The following is a 20341-nucleotide window of genomic DNA, read 5'->3' as shown; positions in this document are numbered from 1 at the left end:
TATATGTAAAAAACATGAGACAGGGAGGATCAAGTACATGAATTACAAAAAGCTGATAAGCTACCTTTTAATTGCGGTTTTGTTGTTACAGGTGGTTAGTGTGGGTGGGGTTGCAAGTGCTGACCCGTTTACTCCGTTGGATCAACTTAATATGGAGAGAGACATGTATGTTGAGTCGGATGAGGGTACGACGATGACCAATGTTCAAAATTTACTTGAACAACAAGATTTAATCACACTACCTGAAGATTATGAAGCATTGAACGATAATCAAAAATATGAAATTGCCAGAGGCATGGTCTTGCTGTTTCCACTGGAGTTCTCATATGAGAACAACAATCAGGCCAATTACGTATTTGATTTGGTGCACCATCTTATCACACTTCCTAAGCAGACTGAGTCGAGCGCATTGCAGTACAACATCACTCTGGTTTATAGCCTGCTGGCAGAATGGTCCACTTATTTCCCGAATGTTGGTAAACCTGATTGGACACAAGCTGGTAATCATTATATGAATTTGACGGGTGCAGACTTGCCAATGTTTGTGAGCTATCTTATGTTCTATAATATTATATTCATGAATTCTAGCGATCCTACGCAATTTAATAGTCAGTTGGAATTTATGGTTTCTAAGATATCAGAATATAAAGAACTGAATGGAGCACTTGACCTTTCCAGCATGGAAGCATCATTGGATAATCTTTATGGTAAGTATGACTTCATTCAAATGCATGTCATTTTTAATCCAAATCCTAACATCCAGCCTTTTGTTTTTGATATGGGGAAAATGTCGACCATCCAGAATGATGCAGCCACTAAATCCGAACTTGCACAATGGATGATTGATCATAAGCCGCAGAACGGTTATGAAACGGTATCTGAAGTTCAAACTACGTTTGATGCGTTCTTTAATAAGGATACACCGCTGACCAAGTATAACGAACTGAAGAAAGAAGCAGATCGGGGTAACAGCAATGATTTTATCCAAGATATGATTGCATTACTGCGCGATGAACAATTCATCACTGAGCCTGATTTCAAGATGCTTTCTGTCAAAGATCAGGAGGATATCGCAATATACTTACTGGATATAGATCCACCAACGAATGCTAGATATGAGAATAATAAACAGGTCCAATTCATGGTGCAAGTAGCCTTGAAGGCACTTGAAGTCATTCGCGAAATTGATGGACCAAACGCAATAACTGCACTTGATGAGTTTTATAAAAAGCAAGCAAAACGAGTAGATTATTTCAAGGAGCCCGATGCAGAAGGGGAATACTACCGACTTATTGATACTTACCTCACATCCTCCGAAATGGACAAATGGATGACTAAGTATCGATATGCAATTAGGCTGAAAGGGAAAGAGTCCATCTCCCGAGTAGTCAAATTCACGGACACTGCTGTTGAAAGAACACCTTATCTTAACCAGGCCTTAACGGAAGCAGAAGTGTTGGAGTCTTTGGAGCAACTCCGATCTATTCAGAAAGATGTTGAGAAATATAACTCCGATTACCCAGAAAGTCCGTTGGAGTCTTTCCCTTTGGACTTTACCAAAATAGATACCTTAACGAACGAGTATCAGCAACAATTAGCAGATCATATGATCGAACTTCGACCAAGCGGAGGGTTTGTAAACTATAATGCAATCCAGACTGCATTTAATAAATTTTTCCCGGATGATAACGAAAGCAATCCATTGAGTGTCTTAAATACTGCAAAGAGCAACAGTAATATAGCGGCTATGCGAATGGCTATGGAAGATCCGGATCTGGGTATTACTTTACCCAATGGATACGGTGCCTTGTCTTTGCAGGTTAGAGATTTCATTGCGGGATTCCTGATTGAATATGTAAATAAAGATTACATAAACAAAGAACAGGTCCAATATATGATTGAACTTGGTGTATTGGCACAATCTGTTTGGGAGCAGAGGGAACTCAGTGTTCTTAGGAATAAACTGGATCTGCTCGCTCAGCAATTAGTAAATGGACCTAATCACTTTAATGACCAACAGACATATGTGTTACGTAGCATTGGACAACAACATTTGGAACGTAGCAAAGTAGATAAAGGTGTACTGGCATTCAATTACTTGCATCTAGTTGCATTCGAAAGGTTGGAAGGAGTGTCTAAAGGGGATATTGTTGAGCCTGATATTGTCCTGAATCTCCTCTCTATGCCTATCGATTCATTTGAGCAAGCTACCTCTATACCGCGAATGGATCAATGGCTTGATAAAGCAATGAAAGATCAGATTAAAGGTGAAGCATTCTTCAGCAAATACAAATTTAATCTTAGAGGCGCTCTTGATTTATCCAAAAGAGCAGAACTTAGTCCTGAAGGCCAGAAGGAATTGGCTGAATGGGTCCTAAATGAACAAGACAGCTATGAGGATGTTGGGAATCTGCAATATGTATTTAACCGATTCTTTACGGCTCCTAACGTGAAGGGCAATGACATCAATAACACCCTAACGGGCTTGGATAACACGATGGAGGTTTCCTTCGACAATAAGTTACACTGGATTGATGTTGCCTTCATTCAAAAAATGGACCTTAGCGGCAACAAAACGGTATGGGTTCGTTACAAAGCAATCAGTGATGAACTGCCAGGCCGCGCCGTGAAGTTTGTCTTTACACAGAATGGTGATAGCAGCACAGATAATGGAAATACTCCAACGCCTAACCCGGGCGGAAACACTGGTGGTGGCGGCGGATCTACGGCGCCTGTAACAACTTCACCAGTAACGTCTACACCTGCTCCAACAACGAAACAAGAGCAGATCGTGGTTGACGTTAATGGAACAAACGGTACCAACCTGACCAAAACGCCAATCACACGTACAACCGAAACCAACGGCACGATCAAAGATCTTGTGAAAATGACCGAAGCCATTGCCAAGGAATCGGTGGAAAAAGCGAAGCAATTGAATATGAACACCGCACGCATTGTTATTCCAGACACTAAAGATTCCGTGTCCGAGACACGTATTGAACTTCCTAAAGCAGCGGTAAAAGAACTAAATGATGGTTCACTGAAACTTGAAATCTCCACTGAAAATGTAGTGATCTCCGTTCCGACGAATTCCATCGCCGGATTCGATCAAGACTTATACTTCCGCGTTGTACCTTTGAAAAAAGAATCGGAGCGCAAAGAAGTCGAAGAACGTGCGAAGAAAGAGCAATTGATTCAACAAGTTGCTCCGAATACGAATGTTCGTGTACTGGCTCGTCCGGTAGAGATCGACACGAATATGCAGAGCCGCGAAGTGACACTCACGCTGCCACTGCGTGACAGTCTGCCAACTGATCCGACTGTGCGTCAGCAAGCATTGGACAACCTGGCGATCTATATCGAACACAGTGACGGCACAAAAGAATTGATTCAAGGCAAATTGGTGCAACTCGTGGATAACAGCGAAGGCATCGAATTTACCGTAACAAAATTCAGCACGTTCACCCTCGTTGTTGTGGATGGACTGAAAGCTTCACAAAGTACACACCAACCGTACATCCAAGGATTTGGTACAGATTTCCGTCCAGATGCATTCGTAACGCGTGCACAAATGGCAGCGATGCTGGCTCGTAATCTTCCAACTGAAGCAGCAAGTTCCACGAATAGCGTGAGCTACAAGGATGTATCTGCGACACACTGGGCAACAAGTGAAATTCAAAAAGCGCAATCCGCTGGCATCATGAACGGCATGGGTAACACCCAATTTGCACCGGAAGGCTCGATCACCCGTGCACAGATGGCAACGATTGCGTATCGCTGGACGCAGCAACAAGCGAGTGCAACAACCGTGAATGGTCCAGCAGTTTCCTTCACAGACGTATCCGCAGACCTGTGGGCAGCAGATGCGATTGCATACGTGCAATCGGCTGGCTTGATGGTTGGATACAACGATGGCACATTCAAACCGGATAGCAAGCTGACACGTGCGGAAGCCGTGAAAGTGTTGAATGTATTGTTCAACCGCACACCCCTAACTGGCACAGTTACGCCAACGTTCAGTGATGTACCAGATACACACTGGGCATATGCAGATATTGAAGCCGCAGCGCAAAAGTAATATTTTTAAAAGAAAAAAGGGGTCATTAACGCAGTAGCATATGGAAAAGAGAACCCCTAATGACGGATAGGATATGACGATACAATAGATAGAATAAAAAAAGAGCTGTTCCAAAAGCCATACATTGGCTAGGAACAGCTCCTTTTTGCGCTTTAGTGTGACTTAACATTGGTCTAGGTTGGTTAGCGCTTGATCACCCATTAGTTATTCTGTTCACGCAGTTGTACTACTCTTTATCGGGCGTGTGTGAAGCATTCTCGTAAAACTTACCATCCCGCAACTGATCCACGAATCCTTGTAACCAGACGTAGTATTGCTCCGCATGTTGGAGTTTGTGCAGATCACGCAGTGCATCCTCTCGATCTTTGGACGAGGTATGTTCCGAAAGGATCATGGCCGACAGGTCAGGAATGACCTCACGAATGCCTTCTAACATGACATCTACTTCCCGTTGGAGCTTGGCCCCGAAGAAATTCTGGAACGTACGATAGAAGTCGGTCTCAGCCAGATATTGATCCTGGCGCTCCTTCTTTTCCTCCAGTTTATAGATCATCTGTGATTCTGTAAGCGAACGAACCGCATAGCTCATGTTGCTCTTGCTCATATTCATCGAGTTTTTCATCTCTTCAAGTGTCATCGGTCGATCCTCAAAATACATGATGCCGTATAATTTGCCAAACGTATGATTAACCCCATATAGATCCATCGTATTGGCGATGGCCTCAATGACTCTCTCCCTCAGCGCATGCCGATCAGGTAACGAAGAATGATTCGGGTTCCCGGCGGTTTCTTTTCCCACAATGTCACCTCTGGTTTATGATAGCGTTCCCACTAGCTGCCTCATATTTTACATGACTTGCTCCAATTTTAACATAAGCCGGAATTAGAATTTTCAATACGAGTGTACAATCAATTTTGTACAGAATAAATATAAAGCTGATTATACTCAAAAATTCCCAATCATTAAAGAAAAATTGGACAGTAAGGAGTGGGGGATTTGCGTTTAAAACTATGGAGGGAGTCTGAGGCGGTACTATTCACGCTGCCAGCTCTAATCCCATTGCTGATCTTCTGGCTGGGACCTCTGGGATATATCGTTTATCTCAGTTTCACCGATTGGGACTTCATGAGCCCGGACAAGCTGTTTGTTGGTTTGGACAATTACAGTTATCTGTTGACAAACTCTGAATTCTATCGGTCATTGAAAGTCACCTTGTTATTCGGACTGGGGAGTGTAATCCCAACCATTGTGGGCGGATTGGCGCTTGCGATGCTCATGAATAGCAAAATCAAATCATCTGGCATCTTCCGGACATTACTCTTCTCACCTTGGGTCACCCCGACAGTTGCGGTGTCCATTGCGTGGTCCTGGATCTTTGAGCCCGAAGTGGGGCTCGCTAATCTTATGCTGGGCTGGGTTGGCGTATCTCCGATCGGCTGGTTGCGTGACGCGGACTGGGCACTGGTTGCCGTTCTGATCGTTACGCTCTGGAAGTCGATTGGGTGGGCAATGGTATTTTATCTCGTTGCGCTACGAAATCTACCTTCCGATCTGCTCGAAGCAGCTTCAATCGATGGGGCAAACGGTTGGGACAAATTCAGAAGTATCACATTGCCGCTGATCTCACCAACGACGTTTTTTCTCTCGATTATTCTTACTATCCAGTCCTTGCAAGCCTATGACCAGATCAATGTCATGACGCAGGGTGGACCGGCGGGATCAACGAGAACGTTGCTGTACATGTATTACCAGTCTGCATTCGAATCCTTTAACGTAGGTGAAGCTTCGTCCATCGCCGTTGTGATCATTCTGATCTGCGTGTTGCTGTCGGGAGTATCCTTCCTGCTTGGCAGACGTCTGGTGCACTACTAATGACAATGACATTGCCCAACAAAAAGTCTAAACGGATGAAGCACAAGGAGTTGCAGAACGTGTCACAACCGAATTTTAAAATAAGTAAATTAATCCGCTACCTTCTGTTAGCCATTATCGCGCTGGGTACAGCCTTTCCCTTCTATTGGATGGTCATTAGCGGGTTCAAAACCAATGATGAGATCTGGCAGTTCCCGCCGACCTTCTGGCCGGAGACGTTCCTGTGGAGCAACTATGTAGACGCCTGGAATGCGGCACCATTTGCCCGTTACATCCTGAATAGTACCGGGGTGGCCTTAGCCATCTGTCTATTTCAGATCGTCAACTCCAGTATGATGGCGTACGCCCTGACACATATGAAATTCCGTCTCAAAGGTGTACTGACATCCCTGATTCTGGTGGGTTATATGATACCGAGTACGGCCGTGTATCTGCCTAGTTACCTGGCACTTAGCGAACTTAACCTGCTGGATTCCTACACAGGCTTGATTGTATCCAACTGTGTCAGCGTGTTCTCGATCTTTCTGATCCGGCAGGCGTTCATGCAGGTATCTCATGAATTGGTGGAAGCCGGACAGCTGGATGGTGCATCCCACTTCCGGATTCTCTGGACGATTATTACGCCGCTTGTTCGCTCAAGCTTCGCCGTGATGGTGCTGATTACGTTTATTGAACAGTACAACAACTATTTCTGGCCTATGCTCATCACCAAAGATCCTGATTTACAGCTGGTATCGGCGGGTCTGCGCAGCTTCTTTGTAGAAGGCGGGGCATATGGGCTAGCTTGGCCACAGATTATGGCTGCGAGTGCCTTCACCATCGCACCTCTACTTATTCTCTTCCTGTTCACCCAGAAGACGATCATGCAGAGCGTGAATATTACGGCTGGTGTGAACAAGAACTGATATGCACTACCATTCACCTAAAACGGGAGGAACAACAATGAATTGGAGTCAGGCAAGCATGACATGGAAAAAGAGATTGAGGTTGAACTGGAAGAGTGGCATGTCGCTGGTACTCGCGACAAGCTTTGCACTGCTGACCGCTTGTGGAACGCAAGCACCCGCAGAATCAGGCACGACGCCTGCTGCCAGTGGAACCGAAGCTCAGGCGAAAGATCCGGTGGAGATTGAGTTCTGGTATGGTCTGGGTGGTAATCTGGGCGATAACATGAAAAAGACGATTGATGCGTTCAACGCCTCCCAGAACGAAGTCGTTGTAAAAGGGATTGTACAAGCAGATTACACGGAAACGGAACAGAAGCTGCAAGCAGCAATTGCTTCCAAGAAGGTTCCAGCCGCTGTGCTCAGCTCCAATATAGACTGGGCACGCAAAGGATATTATGCACCCATGGATGAGATGATTGCAGCTGATTCGAATTTTAAGAAAGATGATTTCATTCAGACATTCCTGAACCAAGGACAGGTGGATGGAAAGCAATACTTTTTGCCAATGTACGGTACAACTCAGATCATGTACTACCGTATGGATACGTTCAAGGAGAACGGAATCGACCCAGCAACTCTGACGACATGGGAGAAGCTGGCTGAGGCGGCTGCGAAGATGAGCAAACAAGAAAATGGCAAGACCACCTTCTACGGTTGGGAACCGATGTGGGGTAGAGACAATATGATTGATGCCGTGCTGGGTAAGGGCGGACAGATTCTTAGCGACGATGGAAAAACCGTTATGATCGACTCTCCGGAATGGATCGAGACATGGGACTTGTTCCGTAAATGGATTAACGAAGACAAGATTATGGGCATTCATTATGGAGGTCAGGGCTGGGAGTACTGGTACAAAACGATTGATGATGTGATGAAAAATAAAGCAGCAGGTTATACCGGATCTAGTGGTGACCAAGGCGACTTGGACTTTAGCGTAGTCGCTGCGATGCAACAACCAGGCTGGGAAGGTATTGGTGAAGGAAAACCGGTAGCAAGTGCCATTTCGGCAGGTATTCCGTCAGCTGCAACGCCTGAACAACAACAGGCAGCGTACAAATGGCTTACGTATTTCTCTGAAACTGCGAACACAGCTTCATGGTCCATGAACACCGGATATATCGCAGTACGTCAATCGGCTCAACAAGATCCAGAGTTCATGAAATTCAGTGAGGAAAATCCACAGATCACCGTACCACTGCAACAGGCAGCTCACGCTTCGGCTCCATTCCAGGATCCAACGGGTGGCAAGATCAATGATGCGTTGAAAGATGCAGCTGATCAGGTGCAGATCAATAATATGCCAGCGGAACAAGCGCTGAAGGAAGCGAAAGAGAAAGCACAGAAGGAACTGGATCGTGTAACGAAATAATAAACTTATATACAGGCACGTGAATTAAGCGAAAAGGGCGGTACATGCTGTACCGTCCTTTCCGTTCATAAAGATTGCAGACAAGGAGTTTGACCAATGCAAGATGAAACGTATGTAGACGGATTACCTAATCCGATTGAAGCCGTTTTGTTCGATAAGGACGGGACATTACTTGATTTTACGGGCATGTGGGGATTCTGGACCGATTGTGTGTTGAACGATTTCAGAGAACAGTTAGCGACTATAGGACTCCGTATCGACACAGATGAATTCCCACAGATCTGGGGTACATTCCACGATGATCAAGGCCGAATGAATGGGTATGATGTGCGGGGCCCGCTTGCGATGGGCACGATGGATGAAGTGTATGCCGTGCTGACGTGGCATGGATATCGTGCGGGTCTCAGCTGGGCGGAAGCTAAGATTATGGTTCGGGAGTGTTTGGCGCGAGCGGAGGAAGAGATGGAGCAGCATCGTCCGGCACGTCCGTTACCGGGTGTTCGAGAATTCCTTGAACAGTGCCGTAGCGAAGGTGTCGCTATGGGTGTCGTGACGGCAGATGATACACCCAGTGCAATTAAACATTTACAGTGGATGGGACTGGATTCCTTTTTTGACGTGGTGATTGGTACAGATCTGGTGGAGCGGGGCAAACCTTTTCCCGATATGCTACTGCTTGCCTGTGAACGGTTGGGTGTATCCGTGCAGTATACCGTGGTCATTGGAGATACGGACGGAGACATGGAGATGGCACGAACCGCTGGTGCGGGGTACAGGATGGGCATTGGAGAACCGGGAAAAATCCGCTTGGCGGATAGAACGATTCAATCCTTCCATGAATTGCTGAATGGTGGGCTGAATCGATGACAAACAGTCACGCCTACTTGGGCTGGGTACTGTTGGCACTGGCCATCGGGCTGGAGCTGAGTGCTACCATTTTGCTAAAAGTATCGGATGGATTCTCAAGGTTATGGCCTTCGGTGTTGATGTTTGTCTGTTATGGTGCAAGCTTTACCTTTCTTAATTTTGCAGTGAAGTATATGCCGCTGGCTGTGGCCTATGCGATCTGGTCTGGCGTGGGCATTACGCTTATTGGCGTCGTAGGGCATTACTATTTTGGTGAACGTCTGCGGCTCACGTCGATGGTCTGGATCGGTTTTATTCTGATTGGCATTATTGGACTGAAATGGAGTGATTCTTGATGGGAAATGAACATACACCGGAGCAACCTATTGTTAGCTTCCAGGTCATTACGGACACACATGTGCGAGATGAGGCAGACCATATTCATAACCGGCATCTGGACCAAGCATTAGCCGACATAGCTACATTCAGTCAGGGGAGCAGCGGGATTATGCATGTGGGCGATGTGACGGATCGAGGTCTGCCGAGTGAATATCGTGAGTTGAAACGCATATGGAAGAAGCATGCGGAGAGTTTGCCGGACATCCGGTACACGGTAGGTAACCATGATATTGGAGCCGTGGTATGGCAAGATCCGCCGATCGTTTTGCTTGAGATGAAAGAGGATGAAGTAGCCGAGTTGTTGGAGCAGGAAGCAGATATAGAGCTGGTCACAAAACAAACCGCTGCTGAATCAGCTGCACTAATTGAGAAACTATCCGGCGGGACCTATACGTTGTCTGCTGTAACTTCTGAGCAGGAGGTCCAAGACGGGGGACCGATCTCTTCAGGAGTAGACCCCATTACAGTCGCAGGGTTATGGCAGCGTCGATTAAGTGATTTTGAAGAGACAACAGGCATGAAGGGCGCATACCACGACCATTGGATTGATGGGTATCATTATATTTTCCTGGGCACCGAGCAACCTCATCCGAAGGATTGTGATATGTCGGCTGAACAATTGGAGTGGCTGGATGCCAAATTGTCTGAGCGTGCAACGCCAGAACATCCCATCTTCATTTTCTTACACCAGCCGCTTATGGATACGGTGGCAGGATCGCTGAAGGAACAGGGATGGTATGGTGTGAATCAGGATGCTGAACTCAAGGCCGTTCTGGCCAATTACCCGCAAGTGATTCTCTTCTCCGGTCATACCCATTGGCGACTGGAAGCACAGCATACGATGTACGATGGTGCAGGCCACATGCCAACCATGTTCAATGCGTCGTCTGTAGGGTATCTATGGACGGATCAGGATGAACATCTGGAGGGCAGTGAAGGGCTTCATGTGGAGGTTTATAAGGATCGAGTGGTTGTAAAGGGGCGGAACTTTGTTACGAGCGAATGGATTGAGGGTACTGAGTTTACGGTAAGTTATCCTTTAGAAGGGTAGTTATTTGGATGGTAAAAAGGAAAGGGTTACACTAAGGGTCAATGCCATTAAGACAAGTTAAACTTGATGACATTGCTCAAAGGGTGGCCTTTTTGGTGTCCATTTTAAAGGTATGTATCAGATCATCCACCCCATAAAGTTCCACGTGAAACGTAGCAGGGGAGGCTAGAGTTGGGTAAAGTTGTAAATGGGTATGATTACAAACTATACTCAAATAAGTACACATGATATGCACATACTCGTTAATTCAACCTATTTACGGAGAGGAAGTAGAAGTGGCATGAGAGAACTTCAAGTTCAAACGACATATGGTACCGTTCAAGGCGAACTTTTGCACGATGCAAGCGTATGGAAAGGCATTCCCTATGCGAAACCTCCGGTAGGTGAGCTGCGTTTCAAGGCTCCGGTACAGCCCGAGTCATGGGATGGAATCAGACAGGCCACTCAATTTGGACCTGAGAATATACAACCACGAAATCATCAACCAGAAGGCCAGACAGAAATTCCGAATGAGTCAGAAGATAGTTTATATCTGAACATCTGGGCACCTAAGGGAAAAAGAGCAACACCACTGCCGGTCATGGTATGGATTCACGGTGGATCCTTTGTAACAGGTTCAGGTAGCCAGCCGATGTATGATGGTACACAGTTAGCGGTTCGGGGGGACGTCATCGTTGTGACGATCAACTACCGATTAGGACCTTTGGGATTCCTGCATATGGCTCCATTAGGTGATTCATATGTATCCAATGCAGGTCTGCTGGATCAGGTTGCGGCATTACAGTGGGTGAAGGATAATATCTCTGCTTTTGGTGGTAACCCGGATCAAGTTACGGTGTTCGGCGAATCAGCAGGTAGCATGAGTATTGCAGCACTGATGGCGATGCCAGCGGCCAAAGGACTGTTCCAACGTGCCATTATGGAGAGTGGTGCATCCCAGTTCATGCCGGCAGAGCAAGCTTCAGCGTTGCGGGAAGGGATGTTAAAGATTCTTGGGGTGGACCGGGACAACCTGCAGAAGTTAAATACAATTCCTGTAGAGCAGATTATTGCAGCGGGTGAAACGGTCAAACAGCAGAGTGGTGCAGCCATGGCATTGTTGTTCCAACCTGTGTTGGATGGGAATACACTACCACAGATGCCACTTCAGGCAGTGAGCGAAGGCTCAGCGCAGGATATTCCGGTGCTGATTGGTACGACATTACACGAGGGTGCACTGTTCATCCAGCCACATGTGCCTTTTTCAAAAGAAATCGATATGGTTCAGGGCGTAGACTTTATGACGCCAGATCTGGAGAACCGGGTAGCCATCGCGGATAGTTATCCAAAAACGGCAGATGGACAAGCCCAAGTCATGACCGATATGTTCTTCTGGCGGTCAGCGCTGCAATATGCTGCGGCACAGCAGAAGTATGCCCCGGTGTGGATGTATCGATTTGATTGGGTGATGCCGGAACATCCCTTGTTAAAAAGAGCGATTCACAGCATCGAAATGTTCTTTGTGTTTAATACACTGCATGTCCTCAAATTCATGAATGCGGAGCCGGATGAAGCCGCGGCGGCACTTGCCCTCAAGGTACAGGATGCCTGGATTTCCTTTGCCAAGAATGGCCAACCTGAAGTTGCAGGTGTGAACTGGCCTGAATATGAGCAGGATCGTGCGACACTAATCTTCAACCATGAGATTGAGGTCGTACATGATCCGGATGCAGCCAAGCGAGAGCTGTTAGGGTTATAACCTAGGCTGATTATTTGAAGGGATACTCTGAATAACTGCTATGCGCCCGATCAAAAGAGGACGTTCATTCTCAGAATGAACGTCCTCTTTTTGTAATTCGGCTGGAGAGTAAGCAGAACGTAAGCACCAATTAGGGGGACATTATGCATTGCATTGTTATACTCCAAACATTATTTACGAGAGGCACGTGTGCGGGACACCTCATCGAAGTAGAAGGAACGTTTTCCACGGGAGATGAGTACGATCAAGACATGAACAAAGAGTACGGCGTGGACTAACATATAGATACCGAATGTCCCCAAGGAGATCCACATTTGATAAGGCTGAAGCATAACATCCTGATGACCTGAAAAAGCATAATCGTTGACCAAGCGAATGATCGTAACGAGCAGCCATGGAACATAGAGTGCGGCAAATCTTTTGAATAACGATTCACTGGTAGGTGTGCCGGTCTGACGATTCACATAGCGGAATCGCAAGATGGCCGAGCCTGGAGTTACCCCATTTCGCACCCAAGGTATGAAGAACAGTACAATGACCATAGCAATGGATGTACTTAGCGCATCACTGATCACATCAGACGCTGTGAAGATTGATATCAGAATCGAAAGGAAGACAACAACGACTCCATCAATAATTAACGCGAGCAATTGAGGCATAGTATACACTCGGTTTTGCTCCACGATCTGTTCACTCTTCGCCTGAATGCTTGCACGTGATGGGAATAAAGCAAGCAGGATGGGCGCTGTGAAAAATCCAATGACTGCTCCCGAAGTATTCAATAACAGATCATCTACATCGAAGAGGCGGTAAGGACAATTATAATACCCGTAGAATCCGGTGATTTGAGTGATCTCGAAGAATAAGGAAAGCCCTAATCCACCAAGCAGGGCGTACTTCCAGAATGATCTCTTTTGAAAAAAATAACGGATATATACACCCAGCGGCATGAGAAGTAGGACGTTAAATAGAACTTGCAGAAAGGCTCTGCCCTGAATCATGCTGAGATAGCTGGAAGGCTGGGTCCATACAATGGGTGTTTCCTTCATGATGTCTTTGACAAAAGTGAATGGAACCAGATTGTAGTAGATCGTGTCAGCGGCTTGCTGCGCACAGGTATCTCGCGTAGTCGGAAACGGCAGAATGACGAGGCAATAGGCGGCCAGAATATAAAAGATAAACGAAAAGCTGATGCCAAACCGTGACCAGCTGAAGAAACCGTCTTTACGATAACCATAGATCAACCACGGCACCAGCAAAAACATGGCCGCAACAACAAAGATCAAAAAAGCCATTTGCACAGGGAAAACATATGAGGACATGAGTAGGAACTCCTTTGGTATTAAATATAATAACATTCATAGAGACATTAAAATTCATGTATGTGTAGTGCGTATCTAATAGTTACATCATATGTAGTTACCCTTAAAGTGAGGGATGCATGAACCTTAAATTTGGTTTAAATCCATCCATGCAGTGACCAAGCGTATGGAATATACCGTCGAAATCCCGTATACTTGCGGGAATGCCAATCGTAGAATGGAGAGTTTAATACATATGTCTAATTTGCCTAACTGCCCCAAATGTAATTCAGAGTACACGTACGAGGATGGTAACCTGTTGGTTTGCCCAGAGTGCGCGCATGAATGGTCTTTGGAAGCAGACAATGATAACGCAGAGGATGCAAAAGTAATCCGCGATGCCAACGGAAATGTGCTAAGTGATGGCGATACCGTTACCGTCATTAAAGATCTGAAGGTAAAAGGTAGCTCACTTGTGGTCAAACAGGGTACGAAGGTGAAGAATATCCGCCTGATTGATGGGGATCATGATATTGATTGCAAGATCGACAGCTTGGGTGCAATGAAGTTGAAGTCTGAGTTTGTGAAAAAGATATAAGATCGAGAAACGTTCAGTTCCGCATTCAATGGGAATTGAACGTTTTTTGTTTGACAGGAAATATTTAGTAGATATATACTGGTTGGAATTTAATTTTTTTGAACATGGATGAGTAGTCTACATATAAGAAAAGGTAGGTGTCAGAGCGATGAAGAGAGATCACATTATTAAATATTATTCCGGGTTTGATGAGTGGGGCAGACTGGAGCGGGAACCAATTGAATTCATCATTAACATGCATTACATCAGGGAACATCTCCCCGCTACTGGTTGTATTCTGGATAATGGCGCAGGACCAGGAAAGTATGCCATGGAGCTTGCGAAGCTGGGGTACAAGGTCACTTTATCGGATCTGACACCTTCCTCCGTGGATACTGCACGGCAAAAGGCTCAGGAGTTTGGTTTGACACAGCAATTCGATGGATTCCATGTTCTCGATGCGACTTCGCTCTCCGGTATGGCTGACGAGACGTACGATGCGTCCCTCATGCTGGGGCCGTTATACCATCTGCAGACAGACGAAGAGCGCACGGCTGCTGTACGGGAGCTGTACCGTGTGACTAAGCGAGGGGGCGTGGTGTTTGTAGCCATGCAAAGCCGAATGCGCATGAGTATCAATTCGCTGCAATCCCCGCAGCATTGGAAGCCGAATGATAACATGGCAGCCATCCGTTCTTTTGTGGAAAAGGGTATATTCGATCATCAGGATCAAGGACGATTTACGGGAGCATACTATTTTAATATTCAGGACGTTACACCCTTCATGGAGCAACATGGATTTGAAACCGTTGATTTGATTGGTTCATCTAGCCTTAGAGCGATGCTTACGGACGAGCAGCAGCAATACTGGAAAGAGCGTGGCGAGTATGATGAACTCATGCAATATATGATTGAAGCCGCCAAAGACCCTTCCATATTGGGAATCTCGTCTCATTTGCTGTACATCGGGAGGAAGAAATAATAGACTTACAGGCAATGCTCTAAAAATCTATGTATTTTAGAATTTCAGCCCGTGGAATACTGTTTCCACATGATATAATATCTCTATCTAATGGTCTGGAGGTGTCACTATGCAATGGAAGGAAGTTCAGGAGCGATTCCCTAATGAGTGGGTCGTTTTTGAGGCAACCAAGGCGCATTCTAGAGAAGGCCGGCGTTATATTGAAGAGATGGCAGTGATTGATTCATTTGATGATTCTACAAAGGCACTAAAACGTTATGGTGAATTGCATCAGGAAGATCCCAGACGGGAATACTGCTTTTTTCACACTTCACGTCCAGAAGTTGTGGCAAGAGAACGATATGTTGGCATGAGAGGTCCTCGATGAAAATTTCAGAGGTTTATGGTCTACCCTTCATAAGCCTAAAACTTGAATTTAGAGGAGAAGTACTACAATTAGAAAAAGTCCTTTTGGATACCGGATCAGCCAGTACATTGTTGAATGCAGATGTAGTTCGGGAAGTAGGAATGGTTCCTGAAGAGAATGATCTCGTTGAGATTATAAGAGGTGTAGGCGGTATAGAGTATGTTTATACTAAGTCACTCGATTCTATAACTGTAGATGGAACAACGATTAATGATTTTCAAGTTGAAATAGGAAATATGGATTATGGTTTGGAGATTGACGGAATTCTGGGATTCAATTTTATGAAACAGACCGGTGTTGTAATTAATGCCAACCTGATGGAACTAAGTATAGATAAGCTGTAATCTATAGAAAATAAACATAAATGTGCCCTCTGGAAACAGGGGGTACTTGTGTTTTTCATCAAAATAGTTCAATATTAAGATACATAACAAAAGGTGATCTACTTACAATAGGTAAGATGAACAACGGATCGCTTCATACCAGGGGGGAACAGACAATGGAAATCGGAATTAGTACATTTGTGGAGACAAATCCGGATGTAAAAACAGGAGAACTTATCAGTCATGCGCAGCGTATTCGGGATGTTGTTGAAGAGATTGTTTTGGCAGATCAGGTGGGCCTGGATGTATACGGCGTGGGGGAGCATCATCGTGCTGACTATGCGGCTTCATCACCAGCTGTCATTCTGGCGGCGGCAGCTTCACAGACCAAGAATATTCGCTTGACGAGTGCGGTAACCGTGCTGTCATCGCATGATCCGGTACGGGTATATCAAGATTTCGCGACACTGGACGGCATTTCGAACGGACGTGCAGAGATTATGGCAGGGCGGGGATCATTTATCGAATCGTTCCCATTGTTTGGCTATGATCTGAACGACTACGATGAGTTATTCGACGAGAAACTTGATTTGCTGCTCAAGCTACGTGATTCGGAAAAAGTAACCTGGGAAGGCAAACACCGTCCTTCCTTTAATAATCTGGGCATCTACCCGCGCCCGGTTCAGGAAAAACTTCCGGTATGGATTGGCAGTGGCGGTAATCAGGAATCCGTGGTTCGTGCAGGATTGCTCGGTTTGCCACTGGTGCTTGCCATTATCGGTGGCCGTCCGGTGCAATTCGCACCGCTGGTGGAACTGTACAAGAAAGCAGCTGCACATGCAGGACATGATGCTTCCAAGCTGACCGTTGCTTCTCACTCTCACGGCTTCATTGCCGATACAACAGACGAAGCCGTGGAGAAATTCTTCCCGCCAGCGCAAGCGGTCATGAACATACTGGGTCGTGAACGTGGCTGGGGACACTACAGCCGTGCGACATTTGATGCGGCGCGCAGCCTGGAAGGTGCATTGTATGTAGGTGATGTGGAGACCGTAGCTCAGAAAATTATTTACCTGCGCAAAGAAGTTGGGATTACACGCTTCATGTTGCACACCCCACTCGGCACCATGCCGCACAACGAGGTTATGAGAGCGATCGAACTGCTTGGTAAAGAAGTCGCTCCTATCGTGCGTAAAGAAATTGCACGTTGGGAAGCTGAGAACGAAGAGGCACGTTAATCGACTGAAACCGTTACGGAACTAGATAGAGTCAACCAAATAAAGGAGCATGCCCTAGGCGTATTACGCCAATGGGGCTGCTCCTTTTTGTTTATCTTCTAAAAGTATCTAAAACAGCACAGATGTAATGCTTATCCATTCGCAGATGTACTCACAAGGGAGTGTATAACCATCGACAACGTATGATCATAGAGGGTTTTGGCAGCTTCTTCGCTCTCAATATGGCCTCCCAAATACAGATGAATAACACCGTGTAAGGGAGCCCAGATCATCCGAACCGCAAGCAGGGGATCTTGCACCTGAAGCATTCCCTGTTCAATCGCTACCTCAACCAAGGCAGACACTTGTTTCAGTGCAGTTGCTGTACCCTGTAAGGTCTCTCCATCTGGTTTGAATTCGGAAAAAGATCCTCCAAACATCAGCTGATAGAAGCTGGATTGAGAAATGCCGAAGTCCCAGTAGACGTGGGCCAGATCACGGAAATATTGTTCGAACGATGCCTGCCGGGGCATAGCTTCAAAACGCTGGGCCATGAGGGAGCATCCCTCTAAATACAGATGTTTGGCTAACCCTTCTTTTTTGCCGAAGAGATTATATATGATTTTGGTGGAGCACTCCATGCGTTCAGCTACACGGCGTACTGTGACGGCTTCTGGTCCATGCTCTTGCAGTAAAGCAGCAGCAGCATGCACAATATTTTGCCGCAGATTATCCGAGTGCTGCAGTCTGGCTTCCTGAAAGGTTGTTACCGTATGTGCAGATTCCGTGGAACCCGAATTAAGATCCTTCATTGATTTCATCCTCGTAACCGTATTGTTGTTGAACAGAAACTACGTTTCCTTATCTTAAGGTCATTCTACTGTTTTACGCCAGATAACGTCAATTTAATCCGAGTTTGGTAAGTGAGCAAAACGTTCTAGATCCAAATTTAACAAATATATTTGACAGCGTCATGGGTTTTGGTTACGATGATTCTATACAGAAACAGTGTTTCCTAATGAAAACGAGTGTTTAAATTATACACAGAGGATGGATGAGAGATGATAAAGGAACAGCATCAATGGGTACTTATTACAGGTGCTTCTTCAGGTATTGGGGAAATTTTTGCACTCGAAATGGCTTCCAAGGGTAAAAATATCGTGCTGGTGGCCAGAACAGAGTCCAAACTGAATCAATTGGCAGAACGTATAGAACGTACATATCAAGTAAGGGCTGAGGTAATCGTATCTGATCTTTCCGAAGTAGAGGCACCTCAGAACGTATATGAGGAATGTCAGAATCGGGGAATACATATCGATATGCTGATCAACAATGCGGGATTCGCTACCCATGGATGTTTTGAACAACTGGATGGTTCCCGGCAACAGGAGGAGATTATGTTGAACGTGCTCGCCTTGACGAACATGACACATCTTTTCTTGCCAGGCATGTTACAGAAGAAAAATGGTGCTGTCATTAATGTATCGTCGACGGCTGCCTTTCAACCTGATCCGTATATGGCTGTGTATGGAGCGACGAAGGCATTTGTACTTTCTTTTACAGAGGCATTATACGAAGAAAACAGGAAGCGTGGCGTTCAGTTTTTGGCACTATGTCCAGGCTCAACCGAGACTTCGTTCTTTGATGTGGTGGGTGCTGATGAAGCCTCGGTGGGCAAACGTGATACACCTGAGCATGTCGTGGCCGTAGCCATGAGGGCACTGGAGTCAGGCAAACCTTATGCTGTGCCAGGGGCCAGGAATTATTGGACAGCACAGTTCACCCGCCTCATACCACGCAAGTCCATGTTGCGAATCGTAGGAAGTATGCTCCGTCCACGTTCCGAGGGTGTTAAACCAGAAAAAGTACAAGCCTGATTAGGGGTATAGGGTAAAAGCTTTAGGCCAAAATGCCTTTGGCCCGAGCTTCCTTTATCCAGCCTGGAAATTCAGTGAGGAGACGATCGTATAATTCTTCATCGCTGATCTTGGAAATGTCGTCCAATGCAAAAAAGTCAGCATTATCGATGAAACGTCCAGTCATGTCATCAAGTTTCTCGAGAATACCGTAATTGGCTTGGCCTAGACCAACAAATTGCCAGAACAGATTTTTGGTTGAACTTTCGGTAATAAGCCGCATGATTTTCCCTTTTTGACTGACTCCGCCATCGCTAAAAAAGATAATATACGTTGGCATCTTCACATCGGGTTCCTCGATCGTGTATTTGCGAATGACATCCTGCATCACAGGAGGTTCGTTATTGGTACCGCCTTTGCTTCCCAGCGTATATGTGCGTTCAATATAATTCTCGAAATCCCTGGCGGTGACGCTAGGTGCACGCAAGAAGTCTTTGGCGAAGAACCAGACGTCCAGCTCTCCGTTATCATCAAACGCTGATGCAATCGCCAGAATACGTTCGAAGGCTTCTTGCACGATGCCTTTGCGATACAGATGGTACATGGAACCTGATGCGTCAAACACAACGGCAACACGTGCCTGTATAGGTTCGATCTTTTTCTTTTGCAGAGACAGGGTTACTTTACGCTTGAGGAGATCGATCTTGGTCAGGTTAAGCGGAGCATGATTCGTGTTTGGTGCAGCATCAGGTACCAAGACTTCTGGAGAGGCCGCTGCCACTTCAGCTTGTGCCGTGAGAAGAACTTGTTCGGCTTCCGAGGTGTCGTTACTCTCAATTTGAACACCGAAGGACTCTGCCAGCGGCTGCAATCCACCAAAGAAACCTCGCCCAATCGCACGAACTTTGAACCCGTCACGATACTTATAGATTTCAATAAAAATAAGTGCTGTTTCCGCAGTGACCTGTGTGATCTCATAGGTGATCTGCTGGGAACCCGCTTGTACAATCGCCTGACATGCCTGAACATTGGCGAATGTGCCTCCCGCATCCAGAGTAGCCGTGAACACACATTTTTCCACAGGGGCCTGCCGTAATTGATTGGTATCCAGTACAAAAGAGGATTTCAGTTCCTCTGCCTGTTGCAGAAGCACACTTTGATGGGGATCGGCATTCTGATTATAAAATACAAAATAGTCGTCAGATGGGACCTTTCCCTCTTCGTTCACCATAAAGCAGCTAACATCCAAGGGAGAAGGAGATGAAGTACATTGAATGGTTACCTGAAGTTGAGCACATTCGTTGATACTGATATTCTGGCCTGTGTTTAAGTGGATGAACGAATCTGTCATAATCGGATGCGCCTCTCTTCTCCAATA

Annotated in this window: 18 protein-coding genes; 14 read left to right on the top strand and 4 right to left on the bottom strand. The window is 46.0% G+C overall.

All coding sequences use genetic code 11. The annotated features are described in order from the left end of the window. The first annotated feature begins 37 nt into the window (after positions 1-37). Positions 38-4078 carry an S-layer homology domain-containing protein gene (locus tag MKY01_RS31080; protein WP_339284810.1) on the top strand — a complete coding sequence of 1347 codons (4041 nt, stop codon included), beginning with the start codon at positions 38-40 and terminating at the stop codon, positions 4076-4078. Positions 4079-4304: 226 nt separating this feature from the next. Here MKY01_RS31080 and MKY01_RS31075 read toward each other — a convergent pair whose 3' ends face one another. Beyond that, the gene (locus MKY01_RS31075) at positions 4305-4877 is read right to left on the bottom strand and encodes a transcriptional regulator (RefSeq protein WP_036671739.1); all 573 of its coding nucleotides are present in this window, start codon (positions 4875-4877) and stop codon (positions 4305-4307) included. A 198-nt stretch (positions 4878-5075) separates the two neighbouring features. Between MKY01_RS31075 and MKY01_RS31070 the strand changes: the two genes are divergently transcribed. From MKY01_RS31070 to MKY01_RS31040, 7 genes are all read left to right on the top strand, one after another. Then, complete coding sequence (locus MKY01_RS31070) at positions 5076-5951, top strand: sugar ABC transporter permease (RefSeq protein ID WP_036671737.1); 876 nt, start codon at positions 5076-5078, stop codon at positions 5949-5951. Positions 5952-6010: 59 nt separating this feature from the next. Beyond that, positions 6011-6856 (top strand): carbohydrate ABC transporter permease, encoded by an 846-nt coding sequence (locus tag MKY01_RS31065; RefSeq protein ID WP_282319863.1) that lies wholly within the window; start codon positions 6011-6013, stop codon positions 6854-6856. Positions 6857-6893: 37 nt separating this feature from the next. Next, positions 6894-8267 (top strand): ABC transporter substrate-binding protein, encoded by a 1374-nt coding sequence (locus tag MKY01_RS31060; RefSeq protein WP_282319864.1) that lies wholly within the window; start codon positions 6894-6896, stop codon positions 8265-8267. Between the two features lie 96 nt (positions 8268-8363). Next, positions 8364-9134 carry an HAD family hydrolase gene (locus MKY01_RS31055; RefSeq protein ID WP_282319865.1) on the top strand — a complete coding sequence of 257 codons (771 nt, stop codon included), beginning with the start codon at positions 8364-8366 and terminating at the stop codon, positions 9132-9134. Continuing rightward, positions 9131-9469, top strand: a complete 339-nt coding sequence (locus tag MKY01_RS31050) for a multidrug efflux SMR transporter (protein ID WP_051447260.1) — start codon at positions 9131-9133, stop codon at positions 9467-9469. The genes MKY01_RS31055 and MKY01_RS31050 overlap by 4 nt, the downstream gene beginning before the upstream one ends. Then, a complete protein-coding gene (locus MKY01_RS31045) occupies positions 9469-10563 on the top strand; it encodes a metallophosphoesterase (RefSeq protein WP_282319866.1) in 1095 nt (364 codons plus the stop codon). Before MKY01_RS31050 ends, MKY01_RS31045 begins: the two co-directional genes overlap by 1 nt. Before the next feature lie 280 nt (positions 10564-10843). Further along, a complete protein-coding gene (locus MKY01_RS31040; RefSeq protein ID WP_127550239.1) occupies positions 10844-12301 on the top strand; it encodes a carboxylesterase/lipase family protein in 1458 nt (485 codons plus the stop codon). A 170-nt stretch (positions 12302-12471) separates the two neighbouring features. On the opposite strand, the gene MKY01_RS31035 is transcribed toward MKY01_RS31040, so the two are convergent. Next, entirely contained in the window at positions 12472-13623 is a 1152-nt protein-coding gene (locus tag MKY01_RS31035) for a VanZ family protein (protein WP_339284806.1), read from the bottom strand. Between the two features lie 235 nt (positions 13624-13858). Here MKY01_RS31035 and MKY01_RS31030 point away from each other — a divergent pair, with 235 nt between their 5' ends. The 5 genes from MKY01_RS31030 (at position 13859) to MKY01_RS31010 (ending at position 17128) form a co-directional block, all read left to right on the top strand. After that, complete coding sequence (locus MKY01_RS31030; protein WP_017691576.1) at positions 13859-14200, top strand: zinc ribbon domain-containing protein YjdM; 342 nt, start codon at positions 13859-13861, stop codon at positions 14198-14200. A gap of 148 nt (positions 14201-14348) precedes the next feature. Then, positions 14349-15161 carry a class I SAM-dependent methyltransferase gene (locus MKY01_RS31025; RefSeq protein ID WP_339284805.1) on the top strand — a complete coding sequence of 271 codons (813 nt, stop codon included), beginning with the start codon at positions 14349-14351 and terminating at the stop codon, positions 15159-15161. Between the two features lie 109 nt (positions 15162-15270). Then, on the top strand, positions 15271-15528 hold the full coding sequence (locus MKY01_RS31020; RefSeq protein ID WP_036671730.1) for a hypothetical protein: 258 nt from the start codon (positions 15271-15273) through the stop codon (positions 15526-15528). Next, positions 15525-15911, top strand: a complete 387-nt coding sequence (locus tag MKY01_RS31015) for a retropepsin-like aspartic protease (protein WP_339284802.1) — start codon at positions 15525-15527, stop codon at positions 15909-15911. Before MKY01_RS31020 ends, MKY01_RS31015 begins: the two co-directional genes overlap by 4 nt. Before the next feature lie 155 nt (positions 15912-16066). Continuing rightward, on the top strand, positions 16067-17128 hold the full coding sequence (locus MKY01_RS31010) for an LLM class flavin-dependent oxidoreductase (protein ID WP_036612299.1): 1062 nt from the start codon (positions 16067-16069) through the stop codon (positions 17126-17128). Positions 17129-17259: 131 nt separating this feature from the next. Here MKY01_RS31010 and MKY01_RS31005 read toward each other — a convergent pair whose 3' ends face one another. Further along, positions 17260-17919 carry a TetR/AcrR family transcriptional regulator gene (locus MKY01_RS31005; protein ID WP_017691579.1) on the bottom strand — a complete coding sequence of 220 codons (660 nt, stop codon included), beginning with the start codon at positions 17917-17919 and terminating at the stop codon, positions 17260-17262. A 249-nt stretch (positions 17920-18168) separates the two neighbouring features. Here MKY01_RS31005 and MKY01_RS31000 point away from each other — a divergent pair, with 249 nt between their 5' ends. Further along, entirely contained in the window at positions 18169-18984 is an 816-nt protein-coding gene (locus MKY01_RS31000) for an SDR family oxidoreductase (protein WP_074092771.1), read from the top strand. 22 nt (positions 18985-19006) lie between these two features. Here the strand turns inward: MKY01_RS31000 and MKY01_RS30995 are convergent, their stop codons facing one another. Further along, on the bottom strand, positions 19007-20314 hold the full coding sequence (locus MKY01_RS30995; protein WP_339284800.1) for a VWA domain-containing protein: 1308 nt from the start codon (positions 20312-20314) through the stop codon (positions 19007-19009). Positions 20315-20341: the final 27 nt, after the last annotated feature.

Origin of the sequence: Paenibacillus sp. FSL R5-0486 (assembly GCF_037975155.1) — a bacterium.
GTDB lineage: Bacteria > Bacillota > Bacilli > Paenibacillales > Paenibacillaceae > Paenibacillus > Paenibacillus amylolyticus.
This window is presented reverse-complemented; position numbering and strand designations above follow the sequence as displayed.